Origin of the sequence: Serratia nevei, from assembly GCF_024160145.1 — a bacterium.
GTDB lineage: Bacteria > Pseudomonadota > Gammaproteobacteria > Enterobacterales > Enterobacteriaceae > Serratia > Serratia nevei_A.
In genome coordinates this window covers 53,944-80,165 of sequence record NZ_JAMYWQ010000021.1, presented here as the reverse complement: position 1 = coordinate 80,165, position 26,222 = coordinate 53,944, and the positions used below count along the sequence as shown (strand labels likewise).

Below are 26,222 nucleotides of genomic sequence, written 5' to 3'. Positions count from 1 at the left end.
GCTCACATCCCCATCGGCGGCGGGCCCAGGCGTCGCGTATTGTGCGACGCGTCGGCGGCGGCCTGGCTGACGATCACCCGTTCACCGGCCTGCAGGCCGCTGACGATCTGGGCATCGACGTTATTGTTGATGCCCACCTTGACCGGCCGTTGGGCGACGTTGCCCTGTTCATCGACCACCTCGACCTGTTCGCCGCGCAGCGCGGTGGCGGGGATGACCACCGCGCCGCTCGCTTTGTCCAACACGATATACACCTGAGCAGTCATCGAAATGCGCAGCGCGCCATCCGGGTTAGCCACGTCGAACAGCCCGACGTAATACACGGCGCTGCTCGACGAAGCGGCGGAGCTGGTGCTGCTGGCGCTGGATGAGGTGGTATCGTCGTTGATCGAGTCCGGCGCCGGTTCTATCGCGCGCAGTCGGGCCTGATAACGTTTGTTCGGCTCGCCGAGAATGGTGAAATAGACCGGCATGCCGATCTTGACCTTCACCACGTCCGCTTCGGAGATTTGCGCCTTGATGGTCATGGTGTCCAGCTGCGCCACTTTAACCAGGGTCGGCGCGCTCTGTACGGCGTTTACCGTCTGGCCGGCCTCCACCGGTGTGGCGACGATGGTACCGTCGATTGGTGAGGTGATGCGGGTGTAGCCGAGATTGACCTGGGCGGTGTTCACCGCGATCTGCGCCTGAATAATCTGCGCATCCAGCGCCTCAATGTCGGCGCGGATGGCGTCGAGCGATGCCTTGGCGCTGTCGAGATCGGCCTGCGCACCGACGCCGCGCGCCTGAATGGCCAACTGCCGCCGGTAGCTGAGCCGGTTGTTGCGCAGCGTCGCCTGTTTGGCCGCGCGCTGCGCCTGCACGTTCTTCAATGCCGCTTCCGCATCCTTCAGCGCATTCTGCTGCGTTAAATCGTCGATCTCAGCCACCAGCTGCCCTTTGCGTACGCGATCGCCCAGCGCCACGTGCAACGCCTTTATCTGGCCGGAAACCTGGGCGCCGACGCTGACCTGTTTTTGTGCGGCGAGGGTGCCGTCGGCCAGCACCGTCTGTTCCAGATCGCGGGTTTGCGCCACGGCGGTGATGTAACGCGGGGCGTCATTGCCGCTTCGTGCGCTGAAGTAGAGAAATAGCGCAAGAGCGGCCACAATAACGATGAGCGACAGATAACGTATTGAACGGAATGGCGAGAACATGCGGTAAAGCTTCCCTGACATGAGGCGCAACGAAAATCGGTGGCCTCTAATTTAACGCGCCGCCGCCCGGCCTGCGGTTAAGCGGCGCTCAGGAATATGTAAGGAATGAGTAAAATCGGCTGCGAGTCGGCGTAATTGGCGGGAAAATAGCGAAAATCGGCAAAGGAGCAAGGCATGAAAATTTTACTGGTCGACGATGACCTGGAGCTTGGCACCATGCTGAGCGAATACCTGACCGGCGAAGGCTTCGACGCCACGTTGGTGTTGACCGGCAAAGCCGGGGTGGAAGGGGCGCTGTCGGGCGACTATACCGCGATGATCCTCGATATCATGCTGCCGGACATGAGCGGCATCGATGTGTTGCGCGACGTGCGCAAAAAAAGCCGGCTGCCGATCATCATGCTGACGGCCAAAGGCGACAACATCGACCGGGTGATCGGCCTGGAGATGGGGGCCGACGACTACATGCCCAAACCGTGTTACCCGCGTGAACTGGTCGCCCGCCTGCGTGCGGTGCTGCGCCGCTTCGACGAACGGCCGGAAGAGGCAGACGACGATGCGGCCATCAGCTTCGGCGATTTGACGCTGAACCCCTCGACCCGCAGCAGCGAATGGCGGGGCAAGGTCTTCGATCTGACCGCTTCGGAATTCAACCTGCTGGAGTTGCTGCTGCGCGCGCCGGATCGCGTAGTGTCGAAGGACGAACTGTCCGAGAAGGGGTTAGGGCGCCCGCGCGAAGCCTATGACCGCAGCGTGGACGTGCATATCAGCAACATCCGTCAGAAGCTGAGCGCGTTGCCCGGCAATACGCTGGGCATCGAGACGGTGCGCAGCATCGGCTATCGCATTCGGTAATTTTCATGCGCGGAAGATTGTTCTGGAAAATATTGCTCGGCTTCTGGCTGACCTTCCTCATCATGACGCAGGCGCTGTGGGTGGCGTTTTCGCTGTATGGCGATCGCTATGAGCCGCCGGAGAGCGCCATGGCGCGGCGGGTGATCGGCCTGCAGTTGACCTCCGCCGCTACCCAACTGCGCAGCGGCGGCATGCCGGCGCTGGAAGCGCTGATGCGCGACTGGCCCGAGGACGATCGACGCTTGCTGTCCGTGACGCCGATGACGCAACCGCCGCCGCCCGCGCCGGAACAACCGGTGTTGGAAGGGCGGCGGATGCCGAAAGACATCACCGCCTGGGTGCAGGTCGGGGAGGGGCAGGGCTACTGGCTGAGCTACAGCGTGCGCGGGCTGCGGGAAGAGTATCGGCCGCCGCGGCGTTCTCACTTCTTCAATATTCCGGCGCCGATGCTGTGGGTCGGCGGGCTGGGCGGGCTGCTGTTCAGCGCCGTGCTGGCCTGGAACCTGACCCGGCCGATGCGCCAGCTGCGCGGCGGTCTGGATCGGGTGGCACAGGGCGATCTGTCGGTGCGGCTGTTTCCGAAAATGCGGCGCCGCCACGACGAGCTGTCCGACGTGGCGCGCGATTTCGACACCATGGCCGAGCGGTTGGAGCTGCTGGTCAGCGCCCGCGAGCAGCTGTTGCACGACGTCTCGCACGAGCTGCGTTCGCCGCTGGCGCGCCTGCAGCTGGCGATCGGTTTGGCGCGGCAGAACGCCGGCAACGTCGAAGCCTCGCTCAAGCGCATCGAACACGAGTCGGGGCGGCTGGACAAAATGATCGGCGAGCTGCTGGCGCTGTCGCGCGCGGAACACAGCATCTTGCCGGACGAAGAGTATTTCGATCTGTATGGCCTGGTGGACGCGGTGGTGAGCGATGCGCGTTACGAGGCGCAGGTGCCCGGTGTGGAGATCGTGCTGCAGGCCGAGTCGGACGTGGAGTACACCGTCAAGGGCAACGCGGAGCTGATGCGGCGCGCGGTGGACAACATCGTGCGCAACGCGCTGCGCTTCTCCAGCCACGGGCAGCGGGTGACGGTGGCGCTGTCGCGCGTCGACAACCAGTTCCAGATCGCGGTCAGCGATCAGGGGCCGGGCGTGGAGGTGTCGAAGCTGTCGAGCATTTTCGATCCGTTCGTGCGCGTGAAATCGGCGCTGTCGGGCAAGGGTTACGGCCTGGGGCTGGCGATCACCCGCAAGGTGGTGCTGGCGCACGGCGGCCAGGTTGAAGCGCGCAACGGCGACAAAGAGGGGCTGGTCATTACCCTGCGCATCCCGCGCTGGCAATAATAGACTATCTTACTTGCCATTTTGAACTAGGGTAGTGCTCGCCTTCGTCACGTACTGCGTGTACGCTCCGAAGGTTGCGCGCTGTCCATGTTCAAACTGCCTGCGCCGATAACGTCTATTATCCGCGACATACCCAAAGGATTTCGAATTGCAGCTAGGCGGCAAGCGGGGGAATCCCCGGGAGCTTACTCCGGTAAGTGACCGGGGTGAGCACGTGCGGCCAACAACGCTGCGGTTCGAAAGACGAAGGGGATAAAAAAACGGCGCCGAGGGCGCCGTTTTTCTTGCTCATTCGCGATTACTTCTTGATGCGGATGATCGGGGTTTCGCCAACGGTCACGCTGCCGGACAATTTGATCAGCTCTTTGATCTCGTCCATGTTGGAGATAACCACCGGCGTCAGGGTAGACTTGGCTTTTTCTTCCAGCAGAGGCAGGTTGAACTCGATAACGACATCGCCTTTCTTGACGCGCTGGCCTTCTTCGGCGATGCGTTTGAAGCCTTCGCCTTTCAGTTCTACGGTATCGATGCCGAAGTGGACGAACAGCTCAATGCCGCTGTCGGATTCGATAGAGAATGCATGGTTGGTTTCGAAAATCTTACCGATGGTGCCGTCAACCGGAGCAACCATTTTGTTGCCGGCCGGTTTGATAGCGACACCGTCGCCAACGATTTTTTCAGCGAACACTACGTCCGGCACATCTTCGATATTGACGATTTCGCCAGAAAGGGGAGCGACGATCTCGATAGTGCCCGTGTCTTTCTTGTCATCAGAAACCAGAGATTTCAGTTTATCGAACAAACCCATGATCTTCTCCTAAGCATTAAATTGGGCGGCGTTCCAGTGTCGTGGAAGTTTAGCAGAGCGTTTTTTCTTCGATGAATTTATTGACGCAATTCATCAGGTCTTGTGCCGTTGGCTGTGCCAAGGCCTGCGCTGCCAACGCCTTCACATCTTCGAAATTCGTGTTACGAATAATTTTCTTGATGCGCGGGATTGAAATCGCACTCATGCTGAACTCATCCAGCCCCATGCCCAATAACAACAGTGTAGCACGCTCATCGCCAGCCAGTTCACCGCACATGCCGGTCCACTTGCCTTCCGCGTGAGATGCATCAATAACCTGTTTGATCAGGCCAAGCACTGATGGGGACATCGGGTTATAGAGATGAGAAATCAGCTCGTTGCCGCGATCTACCGCCAGAGTATACTGGGTTAGATCGTTTGTCCCAATACTAAAGAAGTCGACTTCTTTCGCCAGGTGGTGAGCGATGACCGCCGCAGCCGGTGTTTCCACCATCACGCCCACTTCGATGCTCTCGTCAAACGCCTTGCCTTCTTCGCGCAGCTGCGCCTTCAGCGTCTCGATTTCGCCTTTCAGATCGCGGACTTCTTCCACGGAGATGATCATCGGGAACATGATGCGCAGTTTGCCGAACGCCGAGGCGCGCAGGATGGCACGCAACTGGGCGTGCAGGATTTCACGGCGGTCCATCGCGATGCGGATGGCGCGCCAGCCGAGGAACGGGTTCTCTTCCTTCGGCAGGTTCATGTACGGCAGGTCTTTGTCGCCGCCGATGTCCATGGTGCGGACGATCACGGCCTGCGAGCCCATGGCTTCCGCCACGGCTTTATAAGCCTGGAACTGCTCGTCTTCGGTCGGCAGCGAGTCGCGGTCCATGAACAGGAATTCGGTACGATACAGGCCGACGCCTTCCGCGCCGTTGCGCTCTGCACCCGCGACGTCGCGCACGGTGCCGATGTTGGCGCAGACTTCAACCTGATGGCCGTCCAGCGTAATCGCCGGCAGATCCTTCAGCTTGGCCAGATCGTTTTTCTCGGTGATGTATTGGTTCTGAGCGGCTTTGAGCTGATCGATAACGTCAGCGGTCGGGTTAACGTAAATCTGGTTGTTAACCGCGTCCAGAATCAGGTAGTCGTCGTTTTTCACCTGTTTGGTCACGTCGCTGGTACCGACGATCGCCGGCAGCTCCAGGGAACGCGCCATGATGGAGGTGTGGGAGGTCCGGCCGCCGAGATCGGTAATGAAGCCCAGCACTTTGTCCAGGTTCAGCTGCGCGGTCTCGGACGGGGTCAGATCGGTGGCCACCAGGATCACTTCGTCCTGAATGGAGCCCAGATCGACAATCGGCATGCCCAGAATGTTCTGCAGCAGGCGCTTACCGATGTCGCGCACGTCGGCGGCGCGTTCCTTCAGGTATTCGTCGTCCAGCTCTTCCAGCGCTTTCGCCTGACCTTCGATCACGGTGTAGGCGGCGGCGTCTGCGGAGGCCAGATCGTCTTTGATGAGGGCTATGATTTCCTGCTCAAGCTCTTCGTCTTCCAGCAACATGATGTGGCCTTCGAAGATAGCTTCCTTCTCTTCGCCGAAGGTTTCGCCAGCTTTGGTCTTGATCGCTTCCAGCTGTTCGGACGCTTTCGCGCGGCCGGCCAGAAAACGCGAGACTTCCTGCTCTACTTGATCAGCAGAGATTTTCTTCCGGTTGATGACGATATCGTCTTCTTTCAGCAAGAGTGCCTTACCAAAAGCGATGCCCGGTGATACTAAAATGCCTGAAATCATAACCCTACCTTACTCTTGACTGGTGTTAACTAAAAAGACGGGCCGATTACTCAAGCTCTGCCATCAGTTTTACCAAGTGCTCAACGGCTTTCTGCTCGTCTTCACCTTCAGCTGAGATGGTCACTACGGTCCCTTGAGTCAGCCCCAGAGTTTGCAGTTTGAACAGGCTTTTAGCGCTGGCGCTTTTGCCGTTGGAGGTCACGGTGATGTCAGACGTGAAGCCTTTGGCTTCTTTAACGAACTGAGCGGCAGGGCGAGTATGCAGACCATTCGGAGCGGTAATAGTAACTTCTTGCTGGAACATTGATGTTTCCCCAACTTATTGGATTAATGTTGTGGAGCTAAAGTTTAGCCCAGGGGCCTGACTTTAGCTTGCCTGGTTATAGCGCCTGACTATGGACAGGGGCGAACGTTGATGCAACAGAAAACGACGCGTTAGGCACTTCAGATCAAAAAACTCGGCTTTTGACGTCGTTCCAATCCGCTCCCCATTATGCCCGATTCGACGCGTCGGCGACAGATGAGTAAATCGATTCAGCCTTGACCGGGCTCGGGGGGTGATTAATTTTGCGCATCGAAATAATGCACCGTTAAATACTAAAGCCGACGGGCAAAAGCAATCTTGGACTGCTATAAAGTTTGATCCAGTCCACAAAAAAGCACCCCGCAGGGTGCTTTTTTAGCGATTTGTGCAGTGACGGAATTACTGCTGCAATTCCTGCTCGGTGAACAGATCGGCGAACAGCGCGGTGCTCAGGTAACGTTCGCCGGAAGAGGGCAGGATCACCACGATGGTTTTGTCGGCGAACGCCGGTTCTTCGGCCAGCTTCACCGCCGCCACGACCGCTGCGCCGGAGGAGATGCCCGCCAGGATACCTTCTTCGTCCATCAGGCGGCGCGCCATGCTGATGGCTTCGTCGTTTGAGACCTTCTCGACGCGATCCACCAGGTCCAGATCGAGGTTGCCCGGAATGAAGCCGGCGCCGATGCCCTGGATCTTGTGCGGGCCCGGTTTCAGCTCTTCACCGGCCAGCGCCTGGCTGATGACCGGCGAGTCGGTCGGCTCGACCGCCACAGTAGTGATAGCCTTGCCTTTGGTGTTCTTGATGTAGCGGCTGACGCCGGTCAGCGTGCCGCCGGTACCGACGCCGGAGATGAACACGTCGACTTCACCGTCGGTGTCTTCCCAGATTTCCGGGCCGGTGGTTTTTTCATGGATGGCCGGGTTGGCCGGGTTGCTGAACTGTTGCAGGATCAGGTAACGGTTCGGGTCGGTGGCGACGATCTCTTCCGCCTTGGCGATGGCTCCCTTCATGCCTTTCGCCCCTTCGGTCAGCACCAGATTGGCGCCCAGCGCCTTGAGCAGCTTGCGGCGCTCGATGCTCATGGTTTCCGGCATGGTCAGCGTCAGCTTGTAACCGCGCGCGGCGGCGACGAAGGCCAGCGCGATACCGGTGTTGCCGCTGGTCGGCTCCACCAGCTCTTTGCCGGCGGTCAGCACGCCACGTTGTTCCGCATCCCAAATCATATTGGCACCGATGCGGCATTTGACGCTGAAGCTCGGGTTGCGTGATTCAACCTTGGCCAGAATGCGTCCGTTGCCGATACGGTTCAGACGAACCAGCGGCGTATGGCCGATTGTTAATGAGTTGTCTTCATATATCTTGCTCATAGCCCGTCCTTTAACTCTATGAAAATGTGGGGAACATCGAAAGCATACGCTAACAGTACCGGCAGGGAAGTAAAGAATTGGTATATCTATATGTTATTAGGAAATAAGTTTTAAGCACAATGATAAGGGCGCGAAATGCGCGCCCTGGCGAAAATTTCCGCGCTATCGGCGGTAAAAAGCGGCGGTTATCGGACGAATTGCGCGCGGTAGCGATCGACCCACATCGCGGTGGCGCCGCAGACGGCGACCGGCAGGATCACCAGGTTGAGGATCGGGATCATGGTGAACAGGCTGACCAGCGCGCCGAACTGCAGGTTGTCGGTTTTGTGCTGGCGCAAGGCGCGGCGCATATCGGCAAAGCTCACCTTGTGGTTGTCGAACGGATAGTCGCAATACTGGATCGCCAGCATCCAGGCGCTGAACAGGAACCACAGCACCGGCGCCACCGTCTGGCCGATACCGGGCACGAAGTACAGCGCCAGCAGCAGCAGCGCGCGCGGCAGGTAATACATCAGCTTGCGCCATTCGCGCGCCATGATGCGCGGCAGATCTTTGGCGATGCCGAGCAGGCCGGTGTCCGGCAGCGGTTTGCCGGTCAGGCTGCCTTCGAGCTGTTCGGCCAGCAGGCCGCAGAACGGCGCGGCGATCAGGTTGGTGATGGTGCTGAACAGATAGCTGAACACCAGCAGCACCGAGATGACCGCCAGCGGCCACAGCAGGTAGCTCAACCACTGCAGCCAGTCGGGGACGTGGCTCATCATCGCCGGGATCCAGTCGCCGAGCCGGCTGAACAGCCACCAGAAAGCGGAACCCATCAGCAGCACGTTGACCAGCAACGGCAGGACCACATAGCGTTTAATCCCCGGGCGTGAAATCAGGCGCCAGCCTTCGGCGAAATAGTGAATGCCGCTGGTGGAGCGGGCAGGGGGCTGCGTATAGGACATATCTTAAGTTATCTCGTTGTCTGAACAGGCATCATTATCATATAGGGATGATTTTCCACTGGCTAGGGTAGGGTTGGCTGAAAAACCAGCAGAAAAAGGCAGTATAATCATCTTTATTGGCATAAAGTTCAGCACGGACTTGCACTTGTGTGCGCGGGCAAATAGAGTTAAAGAGTGAATGTTTGCCGCGGTGGCAATGTATTGGAACAACAGAGATAGCAATGATGCAGGATTTGCGTCTGATATTAATCGTTGTTGGCGCGATCGCCATAATAGCGCTGTTATTGCACGGTCTGTGGACCAGTCGCAAAGAACGGTCAGCGCTCTTCCGCGATCGCCCAGCCAAACGTTCCCAAAAGGAACGTGAACAAACTCCGATCGACGATCTCGAAGAAGGCGTCGGTGAGGTGCGCGTACGCGCCGCTCACCCGCAAGACGAGCCGTCATTCGGCCATTTCGATGCCGCACGCGAAGAACCCGTGGCCGCGCCGAAGCCCGCTCCGGCGGCTGCGCCTGCGCCCCGCGCCGTTCAGCCGGCCGCTCATCAGACGCCGCCTCCGCTGTCTCAGCGGCCGGAGTATGATGATATCCTGCTGAACAACTACGCACCGGACGAAGAACCGGCCGAGCCGCAGCAACCCCAACCGGCCGCGCGCCGCGAGCCGCGCGTCGACGATCTGCCGCATGAACATGAGGCGCCGCGGGTGGCGGAACCGGCATTCCACGCCGAGCCTGTCCCTGCGCAGCAAGCGCCGGAAGTGAAGCCGGTGCAGGAACCTGCGCCGCAGCCACAACAGCCGGCGGTTGCGCCCATTCCGGCCAAGCTGAAAGAGACCGTGCTGGTGCTGCACGTCGCGGCCCATCAGGGCGGCGTCATCGGCGGCGAAGTGCTGCTGCAGAGCGTGTTGCAGGCAGGCTTCCAGTTTGGCGAGATGGGCATCTTCCACCGCCATATCAGCCCGGCCGGCAGCGGCCCGGTGCTGTTCAGCCTGGCGAACATGGTCAAGCCGGGGTCGTTCGATCCTGACATGATGTCCGACTTCTCCACGCCGGGCGTGTCGATGTTCATGATGGTGCCGTCTTACGGCGACGCCAACCAGAACTTCAAGCTGATGCTGCAGTCGGCACAGCGCATCGCCGACGACGTGGGCGGCGTGGTGCTGGACGACGAGCGTCGCATGATGACGCCGCAGAAGCTGGAAACCTACAAAGCGCGTATCCGTGAAGTGTTGGAAAACAACGCCTGACCGGGTTGCCGCGCGCACTGAACATCCGTAACAACAAAGCCCCCGCTAGCCGGGGGTTTTTTATCTTTGATGGTGAGCCATGGAATCGATAATCCAACAAATCAATCAACTACGAGCCACATTGCGCCATCATGAATACCAGTATCATGTGCTGGATGCGCCGGAAGTGCCGGATGCGGAATATGACCGCCTGATGCGCGAACTGCGCGAGTTGGAGAGCGCGCATCCGGATCTGATCACCGCCGATTCGCCGACCCAGCGCGTGGGGGCGGCGCCGCTGGCGGCGTTCGACCAGGTGCGTCACGAAGTGCCGATGCTGTCGCTGGACAACGTGTTCGACGAAGAAAGCTTCCTGGCGTTTTACAAGCGCGTGCAGGATAGGCTCAAAAGCAGCGATCCGCTGACCTTCTGCTGCGAGCTGAAGCTGGACGGCCTGGCGGTCAGCCTGCTGTACGAAGACGGTGAGCTGGTGCGCGCGGCGACGCGCGGCGACGGCACCACCGGCGAGAACATCACCACTAACGTGCGCACCATTCGCGCCATTCCGCTGCGCCTGACCGGCGACAACCTCCCGCGCCGGCTGGAAGTGCGCGGCGAAGTGTTCATGCCGCAGGCCGGTTTTGAACAGATGAACGAAGAGGCGAGGCGCAAAGACGGCAAGGTGTTCGCCAACCCGCGCAACGCCGCCGCCGGTTCGCTGCGCCAGCTCGATCCGCGCATTACCGCCAAACGCCCGCTGACCTTCTTCTGCTACGGCGTCGGCCTGCTGGAAGGCGGCGAGCTGCCGCGCAGCCACTTTGAGCGCCTGATGCAGTTCAAGGCCTGGGGCCTGCCGGTCAGCGATCGCGCCCAACGCCGCACCGGCAGCGAGGAAGTGCTGGCGTTTTATCGCCAGGTCGAGCAGGACCGCGCGCAGCTCGGTTTCGACATCGACGGCGTGGTGATCAAGATTGACGATATCGATCTGCAGGAAACGCTGGGCTTTGTGGCGCGTGCGCCGCGTTGGGCGACGGCGTTCAAATTCCCGGCGCAGGAGCAGATCACCGTGGTGCGCGAAGTGGAGTTTCAGGTTGGCCGTACCGGCGCGATTACGCCGGTGGCGCGCCTTGAGCCGGTGCTGGTGGCCGGGGTGACCGTCAGCAACGCCACCTTGCACAATGCCGATGAAATTGAGCGTCTGGGGCTGCGCATCGGCGATACGGTGATCGTGCGCCGCGCCGGCGACGTGATCCCGCAGGTGGTGGGGGTGCTGGAAGACCGCCGGCCACAGGATGCGCGTGAAGTGGTGTTCCCGCTGCACTGCCCGGTGTGCGGCTCCGACGTTGAGCGCGTGGAAGGCGAGGCGGTAGCGCGCTGCACCGGCGGTCTTATCTGCGGCGCGCAGCGCAAAGAGGCGTTGAAGCACTTCGTTTCCCGCCGCGCGCTGGACGTCGAAGGCATGGGCGACAAGATTATCGAGCAGCTGGTGGACAAAGAGTACGTGAAGAACCCGGCCGATCTGTTCCGCCTGTCCGCCGGCATTCTGACCGGCCTGGATCGCATGGGGCCGAAATCGGCGCAGAATCTGGTCAATGCGCTGGAGAAGTCCAAACGGACCACCTTCGCTCGCTTCCTGTATGCGTTGGGCATTCGCGAGGTCGGCGAGGCGACCGCCGCCAACTTGGCGGCGCATTTCGGATCGCTCGAGAAGCTGTTCGCCGCCGATATCGAGGCGCTGAAAGAGGTACCGGACGTCGGTGAGGTGGTGGCCAAACACACCCGCAATTTCCTTGATGAAGCGCTCAATCAGCAGGTGATCAACGAGCTGGTGGGCGCCGAGATCGGCATCCACTGGCCGGCGCCGGTGGTGGTGGTCGCTGAAGAGATAGACAGCCCGTTCGCCGGCAAAACCGTGGTGCTGACCGGCTCGCTGAGCCAGCTGTCGCGCGACGAGGCCAAAGATCGCCTGACGGCGCTGGGCGCCAAGGTCAGCGGCAGCGTGTCGAAGAAAACCGATCTGGTGATCGCCGGCGAAGCGGCCGGTTCCAAGCTGGCGAAGGCGCAGGAACTGGGTATTGCGGTGATCGACGAAGCGGAAATGATCCGCCTGCTGGGTGACTGATGGAAAAGGAAAACCTGCTGGAGATCGCCAATACCGTGATGCCGTTCGGCAAGTACCAGGGGCGGGTGCTGATCGACTTGCCGGAAGAGTACCTGCTGTGGTTCGCCCGCAAGGGCGAATTCCCCAAAGGCAAGCTCGGCATGCTGATGGAGATGACGCTGGCGATTAAAATCGAAGGGCTTGACCACCTGGTCAAGCCGCTGAAGAAAAGTTGAACTGACGGGCCTTGGCCCGTCTTTTTTTACCCGCGCGACGCCTGCGCGTTGGCGTTGGGCAGCGCCTGTTGCGCCCGCTGCTTGCGCTGATACCTTTTCGCCAATACTGCACAGGTCATCAGCTGCACCTGATGGAACACCATCAGCGGCAGTACCATGATCCCCACCGTCGCCGCCGGGAACAGGATATTGGCCATTGGAATGCCGTTCGCCAGGCTTTTCTTCGAACCGCAGAACACGATGGTGATCTCGTCCGCCTTGCTGAACCCGAGCCAGCGCGCCATGTAGGTGTTCACCACCAGCACGATCGCCAGCAGCACGATGCTGCCGCCGACGATAAACGCCAGCGAACCGATCCCCACCTGATGCCAGATACCGTGCGTGACCGCCTCGCTGAAGGCGGCGTAGACCACCAGCAGAATCGAGGTCTGGTCGGTTTTGCCGATCAGCGGGCGATGGCGCTCGATCCAGCCGCCGATCAGCGGCCGCAGCAGGTGGCCGGCGACGAACGGCACCAGCAGCTGCAGCACGATCGAGCCCACCTGCCGCAGGCTGCCGGTATCGCCGTGCACGTTCATCAGCAGGCCGACCAGCAGCGGCGACACGAAGATCCCCAGCAGGCTGGAGGCGGAGGCGCTGCACACCGCCGCCGCCACGTTGCCGCCCGCCAGCGAGGTGAAGGCGATGGCCGATTGCACGGTGGCGGGCAGGATGCACAGGTAGATGAAACCGGCGTACAGCTCGGGGCTGACGTCGACCGGCGCCCACCAGGCAAACAGCATCCCCAGCGCCGGAAAAATGATGAAGGTGCTGAACATCACCCACAGATGCAGCCGCCAGTTATTGCTGCCGGCCAGGATGGCCTCGCGCGACAGCTTGGCGCCGTGCATGAAGAACAGCAGGGCGATGGCGGCGATGGTCAGGGCGTTGAGCCAGCCGACGAACTCGCCGCGCGCCGGCAGGAAAGAAGCCAGCAGCACGGTGGCGATCAGCGTCAGGGTAAAACGATCGGGCAGGAATCTCATGGCGGTGTGCTCGGGTAGAAAATTGATGGGGCTATTCTCCCGCGCGGGCATATAATAATTAAATTGATTTATTTAATTCATCTATGAATAAAACACATGAATTACTCACTCAAACAGCTGCGGGTGTTCGTCGCCGTCGCCCGCCACGGCAGCTTCAGCCGTGCCGGCGAGGCGATTGGCCTGACGCAATCGGCGGTCAGCCACAGCGTGAAAGAGCTGGAGGCGGAGGCCGGCGTACGCCTGCTGGATCGCACTACGCGTGAAGTGGTGTTGACCGACGCCGGCCTGCGGCTGGCCAACCGGGTAGAACGGCTGCTGGACGAGCTGCAGGCCGCGTTGCTGGATGCGCGCAGTTTTGGCGTGCAGCGCAGCGGCACGGTGCGGGTGGCGACCAGCCAGACCATTTCTGCCCATCTGATGCCGCAGTGCATCGCCGCCGGCGAGCGCCAATACCCGGAGATCCGCATCATGCTGCGCGATCAGGCGCAGCAGCAGGTGCTGCACAGCGTGCGCAACGCCGAGGTGGATTTCGGCATCGTGGTCGACCCGGTGCAAGCGGTGGATCTGGAGTGCGAAGCGGTGCTGCATGAACCGTTCCTGCTGCTGTGCCGCGACGATCACCCGTTTGCTGCGCAGCAAGCGGTGCGTTGGTCGGCGTTAAACGGCTGCCGCCTGGTGTTGCAGGATTACGCGTCGGGCAGCCGGCCGTTGATCGACAGCGCGCTGAGACAGCAGGGCGTCGAGGCGCAGGTGGTGCAGGAAATCGGCCATCCGGCCACGCTGTTCCCGATGGTGGCGGAGGGGATTGGCATCAGCATTTTCCCGGCGTTGGCGCTGCCGCTGCCGGAAGGGGGGCGGCTCCGGGTGCGGCGGCTGGTGCCGGAGATCAATCGCGCGTTGATGCTGGTGCGGCGCAAGAACCGCTCGCTGACGCCGGCGGCGGAGGCCATCTGGCAGGTGGCGCGTCAGCAGGCGGCGCTGCTGCACCAGCGCCGGCAGGAAAACGCGGAATATTGACTCAGATATAGACGTCCACCGCGTTGAGCGGCGTCGGGCGGTTTACGCCGTCGCCGGATTGCGCCGCGGCCTTTTCCATTTGCTTCTGCTGCTGCTTTTCCATCTCTTCTCTCTGGATGCGTGCGATTTCGGCTTGCAACATTTTGATCTGCGCTTCGATCAGCTGCTTTTGCTTCTCGATCTCTTTGGGATCGGCGCTGGAGTCCTTCAGGTCCACCAGCTTTTGCTGCAGCGCCTGAATCTGCCGGTTCAGCGCCTTGATGCGCACCGAGGCGCGGCTTTCGTTGAGGTTAGCCGGTTCGTCATTGCCGTTGGCACCTTCGTTTTTCTTCGCTTTGCCGCCTTCCGGCTGGTTGTTGACCGGTTTGGCCATCAGCAATTCGCCCTGATGGCCCGGCGCGCTGAAGACATTGCTGACGCCGGGAACGGTATTTTTGATCGGTACGATCATGGTAATGCTGGTCGACATGAATGCTCTCCCTGAGTCTGGCTATCGCTGCTCAGGGTATCGGCAGCGGCGGTTAAATCTTTACCTGCCGCAGGCGCGGCCAGCGCTGCAGCCAGCCTTTTTCGAGCACGCGCTGGGCATAGGCCGCGCGATCGCCGTTTTTCACGTTGAAGGTGACGGTGTCGTCGAACAGCGCCGCGAGCCCGAAAGGAGCCACCAGCGTGATGCTGTCGTCGGCGTTCAGGCGCGCGCCGATCGCCGTTTCCACTTCGGTCCAGAAGCTGATGGCCTCTTCGCTGTCGCGGTAGGGCGCCCGGCCGCCGCGCAGGTGCATGCGTGCCTGATTTTTGACCGACCACGGCTGCGGCAGCCATTGGTGCAGCCGCACCTCCAGCATGCGATCGCGTTCGGCGTCCGCACGCTCCGCATCGAAGTGGATCACGTCGATATCGTTGAGCGGCGTGGCGTCTGCATAGCCGTGGCGCCTATCCCACACCAGATTGCGTACAAAGCCGGCGCCGAGGCACCAGTCATTCAGGCCGAGCCGGCGCACGGTGCGCAGGGCGGCCATGCGAGCGTTATCTTGTTGCAGCCAGTCGATAATTTGCCGTTGCGGATCCATCACCCCTCCTTTTTTCGCGGCTACTGTAACCCGAAGCGGCGGCGGTTAAAAGAGCGGGGCGCGCCGCTTTACGCCCAGCTGGGCGGCTGGCCGATGGTTTGCTGCAGCAGGGTGGTGAAGGCCGCCAGCCGGGCAGACACCTTCGCCATCGGCCGCAGCAGATAGATGCCTTGCTGCTCATGGCGTGGATCTTCCAGCATCTGTACCAGTTGCCCGTGCTGCACGTCCGGCCCCACCACCCAATTGGGCAGAAAAGCGATGCCGAGGCCGAGCAGCGCGGCCTGGCGCTGCGCGGTGAAGTCGTCGCAGCGCAGCGCCATGGTGCAGCGGCTCATCAGCGCCGCATCGAGGATCTGCGCCCAGCAAACCGGCTGCTGCTTGTGGTAGCGGGCGATCAGCCGATGCTGCGGCAGCGCTTCCAGAGAGGCCGGCAGGCCATAGCGGGCGACGTAGGCGGGGCTGGCGCACATCACCCAGCGTTGGGTGGCGATGCGGCTGGCATACAGCGCGCTGTCCTTCTGTTCGCCGATGCGGATGGCGGCGTCGAGCCGTTCCTGCGTCGGATCGGTCAGGCGTTCGGTCAGATCGAGGTCGACCGACAGCTGCGGGTAGCGTTCCGCCAGCGTCGGCAGCAGCGGCAGCACATAGGTTTTGCCGAAGGTCGGCAGGCAGCTGATGCGCAGCGTGCCCTGCGGCGTTTCGTTCAGCGCGCTCAGCTCGGCGTGAAGGCCGGTAATATCCGTCATCAGCGCAGTGGCGCGCGTTAGCAGCAGCTCACCGGCGTCGGTCAGCAGCAGGCCACGGGTGGAGCGCACGAACAGTGCGGCGCCGAGGGCGCTTTCCAACGCGTCGATATGGCGCACCAGCGAGGAGGGCACCATACCCAGCCGGCGTGCGGCGGCGGAAAAGCTGCCCAGGCGGGCCACGTCGAGAAAAATTGGCAGATGTTCTACATAGCGGGCGTCATTCATTTTTGCATTATATGCAAAAGCGTTTCTTATGAATACCCGCTTCTCTGCCGACGGCGGGGCGGCTACTCTGACTGCAGGTTGACGACGGGCCTCAACGCCGTCGCATCCCGGCCGTATAGAGAGAAAACGCATAAACCTCACGGCGCTTAGCACCAAACAGCAGATGTTTTTCCCAGGCCGCGCGAGCCGCCTGAGGAGTTGATTGTCGCTCCAACACCAGATTAACCGTTCAATTTGATAACCGGTTCAGTCTCAATGATTAGTAAGCCTTTACTTTATCTCATTCTGATCTGATGCCTGGTTATCGGCCGGCCAGCCGTGCCGGTTTTTTTGTCGCCTCAGGCTGAATCGTTCCAACTGACGAACGCGCCCTGAGCGGCATCTTGGCTCACCGCCGGTGGGCCTTTTGAACGCGCGGAACTGCGGTTCTGCGCTGGTGGAGGAGTCAGTCATGAACGAAAAACACGGGTGTTCCTGTGCGCGCCATTTGGCGCAGGGTTTTGCCAGGCAGTCGATCAACGCCGGGGAGGGCGAAATCTATCAAATCTCGCTGATGAGCGCGCTCATCGACGGGGTTTACGAGGGGGAGACCACCATTGCCGAACTGCTCAAGCACGGCGATTTCGGCCTCGGCACTTTCAATCACCTGGACGGCGAACTGATCGCTTTCGACCAGGAAATACACCAGCTGCGTGCCGACGGCAGCGCCCGGCCGGCCGGCCTGCAACAGAAAACCCCCTTCGCCGTCGTCACCTTTTTCCAGCCCAGCGTCAGCCAGCAATTCGACCGGCCGATCACCAAGGCACAGCTGCACCAGTGCATCGACGAGCAGGTCGCCTCACCGAACCTGTTTTGCGCGGTGCGGGTCGACGGCGAGTTCAGCCACGTGGAAACCCGTACCGTGCCGCGCCAGGAGCGGCCCTATCGCCCGATGCTGGAGGCGATAGAAGAGCAGCCGACCTTCTCGTTCCATCAGCGGCGCGGCACGCTGGTCGGTTTCCGCTCGCCGGATTACATGCAGGGCATCGGCGTGGCCGGCTATCACGAACACTTCGTTACCGACGACCGCAGCGGCGGCGGCCACGTGCTGGACTACCAGCTCGATCATGGCCGTCTGCAGTTCGGCGTCATCACGCGTCTCAATCTTCAGTTGCCGCATGATGCGGATTTCTTGCGTGCCAACCTCTGCCCAGAGGATTTGGATCGCGCGATTCGTTCCGCCGAGGGCTAACCCCGGCGATCGTTTTCTTAGGAGGTGGAACCATGGCACAGGAAAAAACAGGCAATGACTGGCAATGCGGCGCCGATTTGGTGGTGAAAAATCTGGAAGCGCAGGGCGTCAAACACGTTTTCGGCATTCCGGGCGCCAAGATCGACCGGGTGTTCGACTCGCTGGAGGACGCGCCATCGATCGAAACGGTGGTGGTGCGCCATGAGGCCAACGCGGCCTTTATGGCGGCGGCGGTCGGCCGCTTGACCGGCAAGGCCGGGGTGGCGCTGGTCACCTCCGGGCCGGGCAGCTCCAACCTGATCACCGGGCTGGCCACCGCCACTTCGGAAGGGGACGCGGTGGTGGCCTTCGGCGGGGCGGTGAAGCGCGCCGACAGCCTGAAGCAAACGCACCAGAGCATGGATACCGTCAGCATGTTCCGGCCGGTGACCAAGTATTGCGCCGAAGTGCATGCCGGTTCGGCGATTTCCGAGGTGATCGCCAACGCCTTTCGCCGCGCCGAGTTTGGTCGGCCGGGGGCGTCGTTCGTCAGCCTGCCGATGGATATCGTCAATGAACCGGTCAGCGCGCCGGTGCTGGCCGGCTGCCGCTTGCCGCGCATGGGAGCCGCGGCGGCGGACGACATTCAGGCGGCGGTGAAACTGATCCGCCAGGCCAAATGCCCGGTATTGCTGCTCGGCCTGCAGGCCAGCCGGCCGGAGAACAGCGAGGCAGTGCGCCATCTGCTGTACCGCACCCATATGCCGGTGGTCGGCACCTATCAGGCGGCGGGGGTGATCGACGTCAACCACTTCGCCCGTTTCGCCGGCCGCGTCGGCCTGTTCAACAACCAGCCGGCCGATCAGCTGTTGCAGAAGGCCGATCTGGTGGTGAGCGTCGGCTATGATCCGATCGAATACGATCCCTGCATGTGGAACAGCCACGGGCGGCTGAAACTGGTGCACATCGACGTGCTGCCGGCGGATATCGATACCTGCTATCGGCCGGACGTCGAGCTGGTGGGCAACATCAGCGCCACGCTGAACATGATGACCGAAACCTTCAGCGAGGCGGTCTGCGTGCCGCCGGAGGTGGAGCTGATCCTCACCGATCTCGGCCGCCAGCGCACTGAACTGGCGGAGCGCGCCGCCCGCCGCGGCGGCATGCCGATCCACCCGCTGCGCATCGTCAAGGAGCTGCAGGACATCGTCAGCGACGACGTGACCCTGTGCGTGGACATGGGCAGCTTCCATATCTGGATCGCCCGCTACCTGTACAGCTTCCGCGCCCGCCAGCTGTTGATCTCCAACGGCCAGCAAACCATGGGGGTGGCGCTGCCGTGGGCCATCGGCGCGGCGCTGGTGCGCCCCGGCGACAAGGTGGTATCGATCTCCGGCGATGGCGGGTTCATGCAGTCGAGCATGGAGCTGGAGACCGCGGTGCGGCTGAAAAACAACATCGTGCACGTCATCTGGGTCGATAACGCTTACAACATGGTGGAGATGCAGGAAGTGAACAAATACCAGCGCAAATCCGGCGTGGAGTTTGGGCCGATTGACTTCAAGGCCTACGCGGAATCCTGCGGCGCGGTTGGTTTCGCCGTGCAGTCGGTGGAGGATTTGCGGCCGATGCTGCGTAAGGCGATGGCGATCCAGGGGCCGGTGGTGGTGGCCATTCCGGTCGACTACGCCGATAACTATAAGCTGATGGCGCAGATGAACTTCAGTCAGATGATTTAATTTCATCATCGTGCGGTTTCACCGGGGCAGGCCGCTTGCGCGCCTGCCCGTTTTTATGCGCGGAATTTGTCCTTTACATCGCTAACTGCATGATTTATTGCTATCCGTTGGGCTGTTTTTTCACCACTGGGGATAGCGCAATGAAAAGAAAAGCAATAACGATCGGGCTGCTGGCGTTGGCGATTGCCGGCGGCGCGCGGGCCAATACGCTGGTCTACTGTTCCGAAGGCTCGCCGGAAGGCTTCAACCCGCAGCTGTTCACCTCCGGCACCACGGTGGACGCCAGTTCGGCGGCGATCTACAACCGGCTGGTGGATTTCAAACCCGGCACCGTCGAGCTGCAACCCAGCCTGGCGGAAAGCTGGGAGGTGAGCGCAGACGGCAAGCGCTATACCTTCCATCTGCGCAAAGGTGTGGCATTCCAGAGCAATAAATATTTCACGCCCACCCGCGATTTCAACGCCGATGACGTCATCTTCTCGTTTATGCGGCAGAAAGACGCCAACCACCCGTATCACAAGGTCTCCAACGGCGCCTACACCAACTTCGAGTCGATGGAGTTCGGCACGTTGATCGACCGGATCGTCAGGGTGGACGATCATACCGTGCGCTTTGAGCTCTCCCGCGCCGAGGCGCCGTTCGTCGCCGATCTGGGCATGTACTTCGCCACCATTTTTTCGGCGGAATATGCCGACGCGATGCTGAAGGCCGGCACGCCGCAGCGGGTGGACAACGATCCGATCGGCACCGGGCCGTTCCAGCTGGTGCAGTACCAGAAGGACGCGAAAATCCTCTACAAGGCGTTCGATCGTTACTGGGAAGGCAAACCGCAGATCGACCGGCTGGTGTTTTCGATCACGCCGGATGCGACGGTGCGTTACGCCAAGCTGCAAAAGAACGAGTGTCAGGTGATGCCGTTCCCCAACCCGGCGGATCTGGCGCGCATGCGGCAGGACGGCAATATTCAGGTGATGGAAAAATCCGGCTTGAATATCGGCTTCCTGGCGTTCAACACCCAGAAGAAACCGTTGGATAACGTCAAGGTGCGCCAGGCGTTGGCGCTGGCGGTCAACAAGCCGGCGATCATCGACGCGGTGTTCCACGGCGCCGGCCAGCCGGCCAAAAACCTGCTGCCGCCGACCCAATGGGGCAGCAACGCGCAGCTTGAAGACTACCCGTATTCGCCGGAGCGGGCGAAGCAGCTGTTGCAGGAGGCCGGGCTGGGGCAGGGGTTCGACATCGATCTGTGGGCGATGCCGGTGCAGCGGCCTTACAACCCCAATGCCAAACGCATGGCGGAGATGATCCAGGCCGACTGGGCAAAAATCGGCGTGCGCGCCAAAATCGTCACCTTCGAGTGGGGCGAATATTTGCAGCGGATTAAAAACGGCGAGCATCAGAGCGCGCTGATGGGCTGGACCACCGCCAACGGCGATCCGGACAACTTCTTCGGCCCGCTGTTCACCTGCGCTTCGCTCGGCGGCTCCAACTCGGCGAAATGGTGCTACAAACCGTTCGACCAGCTGATCCTGCAGGCGCGTGAGGAGAACGATCATGCCAAGCGGGTGGCGATGTATCAGCAGGCGCAGGTGATAATGCACGATCAGATGCCGGCGCTGATGATCGCGCACTCGACCATCTTCGAACCGGTGCGCAAGGAAGTGAAAGGCTATGAGATAGACCCGTTCGGCAAGCACATCTTCAAGCAGGTATCGCTGGAGAAATAAGGGGGGCTGGCGGCACCTGCGCGCACTGCTGACAGAAACTGTCACGGCTTGCTGCCAGAGTAAAGTGTAACCCCCTTCAAGGAGAAAGCTCCATGATAACCGCCGAAATTTCAATTCTGTATGTTGCCAACGTCACGAAGAGCGCTGATTTCTATTCTGCTTTGCTAAACCTGGAGCCGGTTGAACAAAGCCCGACCTTTGCGCTTTTTGCTCTGAAAAATGGCTTTAAGTTGGGTTTGTGGTCAAGCCATACGGTTGAGCCGGGGGTGCATCCAGCGGCTGCCCTGCCGCAGGCCCGGGGCGAAATCGTGTTCTCGGTGCCTGATTTGGCCGCCGTGGATGCGCTCTATCAGGAATGGGGGAGGAACCCCCAAATGAACGTTATTCAAAAACCGGTCAGGTTGGATTTCGGTTATACCTTCTCCGTGCAGGATGCCGATGGCCATAGGTTGCGAGTCTGTTTTTTGGAGGATGAAGCATGAATCATTGGCTGGCGGTGGCTTCGGCAGATCACGTTGCAACGGGCGTTGAGGGCGGTTTCATGCAGGTCTGCCATGGCAAGAAAGGCCCATTGAATAAAATCAAGCCCGGTGACGGCGTTGTCTATTATTCCCCCTCAAGCAGTTATGGGAAAAAAGATGGCTTGATGGCGTTTACCGCTGCGGGTTTTGTCGATGAAGGAGAACCCTATCAATATGATATGGGAGAAGGGTTTATGCCTTTTCGCCGCGACGTGCGCTGGGCCCAACACAAGGCATTGCCGATAACGCCATTTTTGCGAGAGCTGGATTTTACGTCCTTGCAAAGCAATTGGGGGTATCAGCTGCGATTTGGCATTCTGTCCATTACTGAAAAAGACTTCCGGTTCATCCTTCACCACATGGCGGAAAACGCCGCAGGTTAAAGAAACGCGGGCATGATGAGTCATCGCATGGCGTCTCTGGCATCTTCACGCTGGTATCTCTGCATGAAGGGCAAGAGCCGCCATCGATGGCAATCACCTATTTTACGCCTGCGGCGCGTCGCAGTGGTAGCGGCCACGCGGGATCACCAGCGGCGTGTGGGACAGCGGATCGTCGATGATCATGCATGGCATGCCGAACACCCGCTCCACCAGCTCGGCGGTGATGATCTCCGCCGGGTTCCCCTCTGCCACGATCTTGCCGTCGCGCATAGCGATGATGTGATCGGCATAGCGGCAGGCGTGGTTGAGATCGTGCAGCACCGCGATCAGGGTTTGGCCGCGTTCACGGTTGAGCTGGCGGAACAGATCCAGCAGCTCGATTTGGTGCGCGATGTCCAGATAGGTGGTCGGTTCATCCAGCAGCAGCAGCGGCGTTTGCTGCGCCAGCGCCATCGCCACCCAGACGCGCTGGCGTTGCCCGCCGGACAACTCGTCGACGCTGCGGTCCGCTAGCTGACTGACGTTAGTGGCCGCCATGGCGGCTTCCACCGCCTGTTTGTCGGCCTGCGTCCACTGTTTCAGCAGGCTCTGGTGCGGATAGCGGCCGCGCGACACCAGGTCCGCCACGGTGATGCTGTCCGGCGCGATCGAGGTTTGCGGCAGCAGCCCAAGCTCGCGCGCCAGCGCCTTGGTAGCGAAGCTGCTGATGTTCTTGCCGTCCAGCATCACCTCGCCGGCGCTAGGTTGCAGCAGGCGGCACAGGGCGCGCAGCAGCGTCGATTTGCCGCAGGCGTTCGGCCCGACGATCACCGTGAAGGCGCCGTCGGGGATCGCCACGCTCAGATCGTCAGCGATGATTTTATTGTCGTAGCCCAGCTTCAGGTGCGAGGCGTGCAGGCGGTGGCTCATGGCATTATCACTCTTCATTATCTGCGGGCCTCACGGATGAGCAGCCAAATCAGGTACAGGCCGCCGATGCAGACGGTCACGACCCCGACCGGCAGTTGGATCGGCGCGAAAAGATGTTGGGACACCACGTCGGCGCCGAGCAGCAGCGTCGCGCCCATCAGCGCCGAGGACGTCAGGGTGACCGAGGAGTGTCCGGCCAGGCGGCGGGCGATCTGCGGCGCCGCCAGCGCGATAAAGGAAATCGGCCCGGCGGTGGCGGTGACGGCGGCGGTGAGGGTGACGCCGAACAGCATCAGCCACAGCCGGCTGCCTTCGGCGTTCACGCCCAGCGCGCGCGCCGTATCGTCGCCCATTTCCAGCAGCTGCAGCCGTTTGCCCATCAGCAGCGCGGCCGCGGCCGCCAGCACGATGAACGCTGCGGCGGGCTGGGCTTTCTGCCAGGTCATGCCGTTGAGCGAGCCGGCCTGCCACATGGCGGCGTCCATGGCTCGCTCCAGCGAGGCGGTGATGATCAGCCAGGTATTGGTGGAGACCAGCACCGCGCTGATGGCGATGCCGACGATGATCAGCCGGAAGCCGGCGATGCCTTGCCGCCAGGCCAGCAGGTAAATGGCCAGCGCGGAGAGAATGCCGCCGGCCAGCGCGCCGCCGGCGATGGAGTAATAGCCGCCGTTGAACAGGGTGATGGCGATCAGCGCGCCGGTGTAAGCCCCCATGTTAAAGCCGATGACGTCCGGGCTGCCGAGCGGGTTGCGGATAATCGACTGGAAGATGGCGCCGCTCATGCCGAGTGCGGCGCCTAACAGCAGCGCCATGGCGATACGCGGCAAACGCCATTGGGTAACCACGGTGACCAGATTTTTCGGCGCCTCGCCGCTGAGCGCGGCAAAGACCTGTTCCAGCGAAAGCTGCAGCGTGCCGTAGCACAGCGCGGCAATGGCCATCGCCAGGCACAAAGCCAGCAGCGAAAGATTAACCAGCAGCAGGCGCAGCGGCACGCGCCAGTTGATGACGCCGTCCGGGCGGCCGATATGCAACGTGTGGGGCAGACTCATCACAACCCCCCCAGCGTTTTCTTGCGGCGTACCAGCCAGATCAGCACCGGCGCACCGATAAAGGCCGCCACGATGGAAACCCGCAGCTCACCGGCCGCCAGCAGACGGCCGACCACGTCGGCGCACAGCAGTAAAATCGGCGCCAGCAGCATGGAGTAGGGCAGGATCCAGCGCTGGTCTGGGCCGACCCACCAGCGGGCGATATGCGGCACCATCAGGCCGATGAAACTGATTGGGCCGACGGTGGCGGTCGCCGCGCCGCACAGCAGCGTAATGGCGATCACCGCGACGACCTGAGTCAGCACCACGCGCGCGCCGAGCGCGATAGCCAGATCTTCCCCCATGCCGATGGTATTCAGCGGCCGGGCGATGAGCAGCGTCAGCAGGCAGCCGAGCAGAATGGCGGGGGCGGTGACCGGCAGCGTGGACAGCGTGCGGATATCCAGCGTGCCGGCCTGCCAGAAGCGCAGTTGGTCGAAGGTTTGCGGATCGATCAGCGACAGCCCGGTGGTGATGCCGAGCAGCACCGCGCCGATCGCCACGCCGGCCAGCGTCAGCCGCACCGGGTTGATGCGCCCGCCCGCCAGCGTGCCGATCAGGTAAACCAGCAGAGTGGTGGCGGCGGCGCCGACAAAGGCGTAGGCCATATAGCTTTCGGTGGTGGCCGCGCCGAAAAACATGATGCCGATGACCACGGCGAAGCTGGCGCCGGCGTTGATGCCGAGCACGCCGGGATCGGCCAGCGGATTGCGCGTCAACGCCTGAATCAGCGCGCCGGCGGCGCCGAGTGCCATGCCGGCCAAGATGCCCGCCAGCGTACGGGGTACCCGGGCGTTGAGAATGATGGTGCTGTCGGAACCGCTCGCGGCGCCCTGCAGGCTGAGCCAGACGGTATGGAAGGGGATGGCTTTGGAACCCAGCATCAGGCTGGCAATGATGCACAGCAGCAACAGCGCCAAACCGATACCGAACCCGGCGATGCGTTTGAAGCCACTGGCGTAAGCTGCGTGCGGTGCGGACGAAAGCGTCCGCTCAGTCGGAGTGGGTACGTTCACACCGTTAACTCCTGTATGATTTTTATTCTCATTGTTATTTGCGTTCATGCGGGGCGCCAATAGTAGCACGAGTTTACGCCCGCATGCACCCGCCGGTTGGTGGCGCAGATGCGCTGACGATGTTAATAACTATTGATATTTCAATTGATTGAATGTGAACGGTTGCCCCGTTTACGGCAAACATCGGCAGGAGGTTAACCTGCCGACGACGGGGTTCAGGGCTTTTTGAACAGCCGTTCGATTTGGTTCAGCATGTTGGTGGCGCTGTAGTAATCAAGACGGAAGGTGTCGTTACCCACCGCGTAGACGTGCCGCTGCTCCACCGGCTCCAGATGTTTGAGGAACGGGTTGGCCAGCAGCTCTTGCACTTTGCGCTCATTGGTGGCGAACAGGATCAGCGTTTTGCCGTTCAGGCCCTCGGCCATTTTTTCGCCGGAGATCTGGATGATGTCATGGCGTTTGCCCATGCTGGCGTTGCCTTTGGCGCTTTCCGGCGGGGTGGCCAGTTGGAAGCCGAGCTGGGTCAGCAGTTTGCCTTGGGCGGAACCCGGCGTCCACAGCATGGCTTCGCGGCCGTTGTCGGCATACACCAGCGGGGTAGTCGGCTGCGGCGGCAGCGCGATCGCCTGTTTCACTTGCTCTACGCGCTGTTCGAAACGCGCTTCCGCCTGTTCGGCGCCGGTTTCATGGCCGGTGATCTCACCGAGCTCGCTGGCCAGCTGCTGCCAGCTTTTGTCGCCATAGTCGAGCACCAGCGTCGGCGCAATGGCCGACAGCTGATCGTACAGTTTCAATGCCGAATCACCGCCGGTTGCAGCGACGACGATCAAATCCGGCGCGGCGGCGGCGACGGCTTCGGCATTAGGTTCCACCTGATACAGCCGTTCGACGTGGCGCTGTTTGGCCACTTCGCTCCACTGGGTAAAGAAGCCTTGTTCATCGGCCACCAGGGGATTCGGGCTGGTGGCGGCGCTGGCGACTACCGGGGCGTCGATAGCCAGCAGCGTGCCGGTGATGGTGACGCTGGTGGACACGATGCGCTGCGGCGGTTTTTCCAGCGTAAATTTCCCTTTGGCGCTGTCGATGGTGCGTGGCCAACTGCTGTCGGCTGAGGGGGCGGACGGTTTCTGCCCGTCACTCTTGTCGTCCGGGCCGCAGCCGCTGAGCAGCAGGCTGGAAGTAGCGATAAATGCAATGAACAGCTGGCGTAAGGATAGGATCATGAGCGGGCTCTTTCTTTCCTTGAACTAAGGCGTATCAATCCGGCGGCGGATTGGCTGTGTGGTGGATGCCCGTTAATTTACCATTCAAGCCGCCAAAATGATAACCATTCGTATCTCAGCAAGTGGCGAATGAATAAAGAAGAAAGGGGAGGCGAACGGCAGATGCGAAAAAAG

25 protein-coding genes are annotated in these 26,222 nt (G+C 61.2%); 11 read left to right on the top strand and 14 right to left on the bottom strand.

Annotation, left to right across the window (positions count from 1 at the left end):
- Window positions 1–2: 2 nt before the first annotated feature.
- Window positions 3–1,196, bottom strand: a complete 1,194-nt coding sequence (locus M6G53_RS15695) for an efflux RND transporter periplasmic adaptor subunit (protein ID WP_253332835.1) — start codon at window positions 1,194–1,196, stop codon at window positions 3–5.
- 174 nt (window positions 1,197–1,370) lie between these two features.
- On the opposite strand from M6G53_RS15695, the gene M6G53_RS15690 reads away from it, so the two are divergent.
- Together M6G53_RS15690 and M6G53_RS15685 are read left to right on the top strand one after the other, a co-directional pair.
- Window positions 1,371–2,051 (top strand): response regulator transcription factor, encoded by a 681-nt coding sequence (locus M6G53_RS15690; RefSeq protein ID WP_253332833.1) that lies wholly within the window; start codon window positions 1,371–1,373, stop codon window positions 2,049–2,051.
- A gap of 5 nt (window positions 2,052–2,056) precedes the next feature.
- Window positions 2,057–3,379: an ATP-binding protein gene (locus M6G53_RS15685; protein ID WP_253332831.1), complete on the top strand. Its 1,323-nt coding sequence runs from the start codon at window positions 2,057–2,059 to the stop codon at window positions 3,377–3,379.
- Window positions 3,380–3,677: 298 nt separating this feature from the next.
- Here M6G53_RS15685 and crr read toward each other — a convergent pair whose 3' ends face one another.
- The 5 genes from crr to cysZ form a co-directional block, all read right to left on the bottom strand.
- Window positions 3,678–4,187 carry a PTS glucose transporter subunit IIA gene (gene crr / locus M6G53_RS15680; protein WP_253332829.1) on the bottom strand — a complete coding sequence of 170 codons (510 nt, stop codon included), beginning with the start codon at window positions 4,185–4,187 and terminating at the stop codon, window positions 3,678–3,680.
- Between the two features lie 49 nt (window positions 4,188–4,236).
- The gene (gene ptsI / locus M6G53_RS15675; protein ID WP_004936461.1) at window positions 4,237–5,964 is read right to left on the bottom strand and encodes a phosphoenolpyruvate-protein phosphotransferase PtsI; all 1,728 of its coding nucleotides are present in this window, start codon (window positions 5,962–5,964) and stop codon (window positions 4,237–4,239) included.
- Window positions 5,965–6,010: 46 nt separating this feature from the next.
- The gene (gene ptsH / locus M6G53_RS15670) at window positions 6,011–6,268 is read right to left on the bottom strand and encodes a phosphocarrier protein Hpr (RefSeq protein WP_004936458.1); all 258 of its coding nucleotides are present in this window, start codon (window positions 6,266–6,268) and stop codon (window positions 6,011–6,013) included.
- A 399-nt stretch (window positions 6,269–6,667) separates the two neighbouring features.
- On the bottom strand, window positions 6,668–7,636 hold the full coding sequence (gene cysK / locus M6G53_RS15665; RefSeq protein ID WP_038881303.1) for a cysteine synthase A: 969 nt from the start codon (window positions 7,634–7,636) through the stop codon (window positions 6,668–6,670).
- 185 nt (window positions 7,637–7,821) lie between these two features.
- Window positions 7,822–8,580: a sulfate transporter CysZ gene (gene cysZ, locus M6G53_RS15660; RefSeq protein ID WP_253332827.1), complete on the bottom strand. Its 759-nt coding sequence runs from the start codon at window positions 8,578–8,580 to the stop codon at window positions 7,822–7,824.
- A gap of 221 nt (window positions 8,581–8,801) precedes the next feature.
- On the opposite strand from cysZ, the gene zipA reads away from it, so the two are divergent.
- The 3 genes from zipA to M6G53_RS15645 all read left to right on the top strand — a co-directional run bounded on the left by zipA (window position 8,802) and on the right by M6G53_RS15645 (window position 12,143).
- The gene (gene zipA, locus M6G53_RS15655; protein ID WP_253332825.1) at window positions 8,802–9,827 is read left to right on the top strand and encodes a cell division protein ZipA; all 1,026 of its coding nucleotides are present in this window, start codon (window positions 8,802–8,804) and stop codon (window positions 9,825–9,827) included.
- A 79-nt stretch (window positions 9,828–9,906) separates the two neighbouring features.
- Window positions 9,907–11,928 carry an NAD-dependent DNA ligase LigA gene (ligA, locus tag M6G53_RS15650; RefSeq protein ID WP_253332823.1) on the top strand — a complete coding sequence of 674 codons (2,022 nt, stop codon included), beginning with the start codon at window positions 9,907–9,909 and terminating at the stop codon, window positions 11,926–11,928.
- On the top strand, window positions 11,928–12,143 hold the full coding sequence (locus M6G53_RS15645) for a DUF3820 family protein (RefSeq protein WP_004936441.1): 216 nt from the start codon (window positions 11,928–11,930) through the stop codon (window positions 12,141–12,143). Before ligA ends, M6G53_RS15645 begins: the two co-directional genes overlap by 1 nt.
- 26 nt (window positions 12,144–12,169) lie before the next feature.
- Here the strand turns inward: M6G53_RS15645 and M6G53_RS15640 are convergent, their stop codons facing one another.
- Window positions 12,170–13,168: a bile acid:sodium symporter family protein gene (locus tag M6G53_RS15640; RefSeq protein WP_253332821.1), complete on the bottom strand. Its 999-nt coding sequence runs from the start codon at window positions 13,166–13,168 to the stop codon at window positions 12,170–12,172.
- 96 nt (window positions 13,169–13,264) lie between these two features.
- Here M6G53_RS15640 and M6G53_RS15635 point away from each other — a divergent pair, with 96 nt between their 5' ends.
- The gene (locus M6G53_RS15635) at window positions 13,265–14,185 is read left to right on the top strand and encodes a LysR family transcriptional regulator (RefSeq protein ID WP_253332819.1); all 921 of its coding nucleotides are present in this window, start codon (window positions 13,265–13,267) and stop codon (window positions 14,183–14,185) included.
- A gap of 1 nt (window position 14,186) precedes the next feature.
- Here the strand turns inward: M6G53_RS15635 and M6G53_RS15630 are convergent, their stop codons facing one another.
- The 3 genes from M6G53_RS15630 to M6G53_RS15620 all read right to left on the bottom strand — a co-directional run bounded on the left by M6G53_RS15630 (window position 14,187) and on the right by M6G53_RS15620 (window position 16,226).
- Entirely contained in the window at window positions 14,187–14,654 is a 468-nt protein-coding gene (locus tag M6G53_RS15630) for a FlxA-like family protein (protein ID WP_253332817.1), read from the bottom strand.
- A 52-nt stretch (window positions 14,655–14,706) separates the two neighbouring features.
- A complete protein-coding gene (locus tag M6G53_RS15625) occupies window positions 14,707–15,255 on the bottom strand; it encodes a nucleotidyltransferase family protein (RefSeq protein ID WP_253332815.1) in 549 nt (182 codons plus the stop codon).
- 68 nt (window positions 15,256–15,323) lie between these two features.
- Entirely contained in the window at window positions 15,324–16,226 is a 903-nt protein-coding gene (locus M6G53_RS15620) for a LysR family transcriptional regulator (protein ID WP_253332813.1), read from the bottom strand.
- Between the two features lie 451 nt (window positions 16,227–16,677).
- On the opposite strand from M6G53_RS15620, the gene budA reads away from it, so the two are divergent.
- From budA to M6G53_RS15595, 5 genes are all read left to right on the top strand, one after another.
- Window positions 16,678–17,457, top strand: a complete 780-nt coding sequence (gene budA / locus M6G53_RS15615; protein ID WP_033643951.1) for an acetolactate decarboxylase — start codon at window positions 16,678–16,680, stop codon at window positions 17,455–17,457.
- Window positions 17,458–17,489: 32 nt separating this feature from the next.
- Complete coding sequence (gene alsS / locus M6G53_RS15610; RefSeq protein WP_253332811.1) at window positions 17,490–19,175, top strand: acetolactate synthase AlsS; 1,686 nt, start codon at window positions 17,490–17,492, stop codon at window positions 19,173–19,175.
- 140 nt (window positions 19,176–19,315) lie between these two features.
- Window positions 19,316–20,902: an ABC transporter substrate-binding protein gene (locus M6G53_RS15605; RefSeq protein WP_253332809.1), complete on the top strand. Its 1,587-nt coding sequence runs from the start codon at window positions 19,316–19,318 to the stop codon at window positions 20,900–20,902.
- Window positions 20,903–20,994: 92 nt separating this feature from the next.
- A complete protein-coding gene (locus M6G53_RS15600) occupies window positions 20,995–21,384 on the top strand; it encodes a VOC family protein (protein WP_049198395.1) in 390 nt (129 codons plus the stop codon).
- Window positions 21,381–21,806 carry an EVE domain-containing protein gene (locus M6G53_RS15595; protein WP_253332808.1) on the top strand — a complete coding sequence of 142 codons (426 nt, stop codon included), beginning with the start codon at window positions 21,381–21,383 and terminating at the stop codon, window positions 21,804–21,806. Before M6G53_RS15600 ends, M6G53_RS15595 begins: the two co-directional genes overlap by 4 nt.
- 102 nt (window positions 21,807–21,908) lie before the next feature.
- On the opposite strand, the gene M6G53_RS15590 is transcribed toward M6G53_RS15595, so the two are convergent.
- The 4 genes from M6G53_RS15590 to fepB form a co-directional block, all read right to left on the bottom strand.
- Window positions 21,909–22,715, bottom strand: a complete 807-nt coding sequence (locus tag M6G53_RS15590; protein ID WP_253332861.1) for an ABC transporter ATP-binding protein — start codon at window positions 22,713–22,715, stop codon at window positions 21,909–21,911.
- Between the two features lie 17 nt (window positions 22,716–22,732).
- A complete protein-coding gene (gene fepG / locus M6G53_RS15585) occupies window positions 22,733–23,770 on the bottom strand; it encodes an iron-enterobactin ABC transporter permease (protein WP_253332805.1) in 1,038 nt (345 codons plus the stop codon).
- Entirely contained in the window at window positions 23,770–24,825 is a 1,056-nt protein-coding gene (fepD, locus tag M6G53_RS15580) for a Fe(3+)-siderophore ABC transporter permease (RefSeq protein ID WP_253332804.1), read from the bottom strand. Before fepD ends, fepG begins: the two co-directional genes overlap by 1 nt.
- A gap of 215 nt (window positions 24,826–25,040) precedes the next feature.
- A complete protein-coding gene (gene fepB, locus M6G53_RS15575; RefSeq protein WP_253332802.1) occupies window positions 25,041–26,048 on the bottom strand; it encodes a Fe2+-enterobactin ABC transporter substrate-binding protein in 1,008 nt (335 codons plus the stop codon).
- Between the last annotated feature and the right edge of the window lie 174 nt (window positions 26,049–26,222).

What these genes read in the sequence shown, in the direction of transcription:
- M6G53_RS15695 (WP_253332835.1), bottom strand. Translation starts at nt 1,196, where the DNA reads ATGTTCTCGCCATTCCGTTCAATACGTTATCTGTCGCTCATCGTTATT.
- M6G53_RS15690 (WP_253332833.1), top strand. Translation starts at nt 1,371, where the DNA reads ATGAAAATTTTACTGGTCGACGATGACCTGGAGCTTGGCACCATGCTG.
- M6G53_RS15685 (WP_253332831.1), top strand. Translation starts at nt 2,057, where the DNA reads ATGCGCGGAAGATTGTTCTGGAAAATATTGCTCGGCTTCTGGCTGACC.
- crr (WP_253332829.1), bottom strand. Translation starts at nt 4,187, where the DNA reads ATGGGTTTGTTCGATAAACTGAAATCTCTGGTTTCTGATGACAAGAAA.
- ptsI (WP_004936461.1), bottom strand. Translation starts at nt 5,964, where the DNA reads ATGATTTCAGGCATTTTAGTATCACCGGGCATCGCTTTTGGTAAGGCA.
- ptsH (WP_004936458.1), bottom strand. Translation starts at nt 6,268, where the DNA reads ATGTTCCAGCAAGAAGTTACTATTACCGCTCCGAATGGTCTGCATACT.
- cysK (WP_038881303.1), bottom strand. Translation starts at nt 7,636, where the DNA reads ATGAGCAAGATATATGAAGACAACTCATTAACAATCGGCCATACGCCG.
- cysZ (WP_253332827.1), bottom strand. Translation starts at nt 8,580, where the DNA reads ATGTCCTATACGCAGCCCCCTGCCCGCTCCACCAGCGGCATTCACTAT.
- zipA (WP_253332825.1), top strand. Translation starts at nt 8,802, where the DNA reads ATGATGCAGGATTTGCGTCTGATATTAATCGTTGTTGGCGCGATCGCC.
- ligA (WP_253332823.1), top strand. Translation starts at nt 9,907, where the DNA reads ATGGAATCGATAATCCAACAAATCAATCAACTACGAGCCACATTGCGC.
- M6G53_RS15645 (WP_004936441.1), top strand. Translation starts at nt 11,928, where the DNA reads ATGGAAAAGGAAAACCTGCTGGAGATCGCCAATACCGTGATGCCGTTC.
- M6G53_RS15640 (WP_253332821.1), bottom strand. Translation starts at nt 13,168, where the DNA reads ATGAGATTCCTGCCCGATCGTTTTACCCTGACGCTGATCGCCACCGTG.
- M6G53_RS15635 (WP_253332819.1), top strand. Translation starts at nt 13,265, where the DNA reads ATGAATTACTCACTCAAACAGCTGCGGGTGTTCGTCGCCGTCGCCCGC.
- M6G53_RS15630 (WP_253332817.1), bottom strand. Translation starts at nt 14,654, where the DNA reads ATGTCGACCAGCATTACCATGATCGTACCGATCAAAAATACCGTTCCC.
- M6G53_RS15625 (WP_253332815.1), bottom strand. Translation starts at nt 15,255, where the DNA reads ATGGATCCGCAACGGCAAATTATCGACTGGCTGCAACAAGATAACGCT.
- M6G53_RS15620 (WP_253332813.1), bottom strand. Translation starts at nt 16,226, where the DNA reads ATGAATGACGCCCGCTATGTAGAACATCTGCCAATTTTTCTCGACGTG.
- budA (WP_033643951.1), top strand. Translation starts at nt 16,678, where the DNA reads ATGAACGAAAAACACGGGTGTTCCTGTGCGCGCCATTTGGCGCAGGGT.
- alsS (WP_253332811.1), top strand. Translation starts at nt 17,490, where the DNA reads ATGGCACAGGAAAAAACAGGCAATGACTGGCAATGCGGCGCCGATTTG.
- M6G53_RS15605 (WP_253332809.1), top strand. Translation starts at nt 19,316, where the DNA reads ATGAAAAGAAAAGCAATAACGATCGGGCTGCTGGCGTTGGCGATTGCC.
- M6G53_RS15600 (WP_049198395.1), top strand. Translation starts at nt 20,995, where the DNA reads ATGATAACCGCCGAAATTTCAATTCTGTATGTTGCCAACGTCACGAAG.
- M6G53_RS15595 (WP_253332808.1), top strand. Translation starts at nt 21,381, where the DNA reads ATGAATCATTGGCTGGCGGTGGCTTCGGCAGATCACGTTGCAACGGGC.
- M6G53_RS15590 (WP_253332861.1), bottom strand. Translation starts at nt 22,715, where the DNA reads ATGAGCCACCGCCTGCACGCCTCGCACCTGAAGCTGGGCTACGACAAT.
- fepG (WP_253332805.1), bottom strand. Translation starts at nt 23,770, where the DNA reads ATGAGTCTGCCCCACACGTTGCATATCGGCCGCCCGGACGGCGTCATC.
- fepB (WP_253332802.1), bottom strand. Translation starts at nt 26,048, where the DNA reads ATGATCCTATCCTTACGCCAGCTGTTCATTGCATTTATCGCTACTTCC.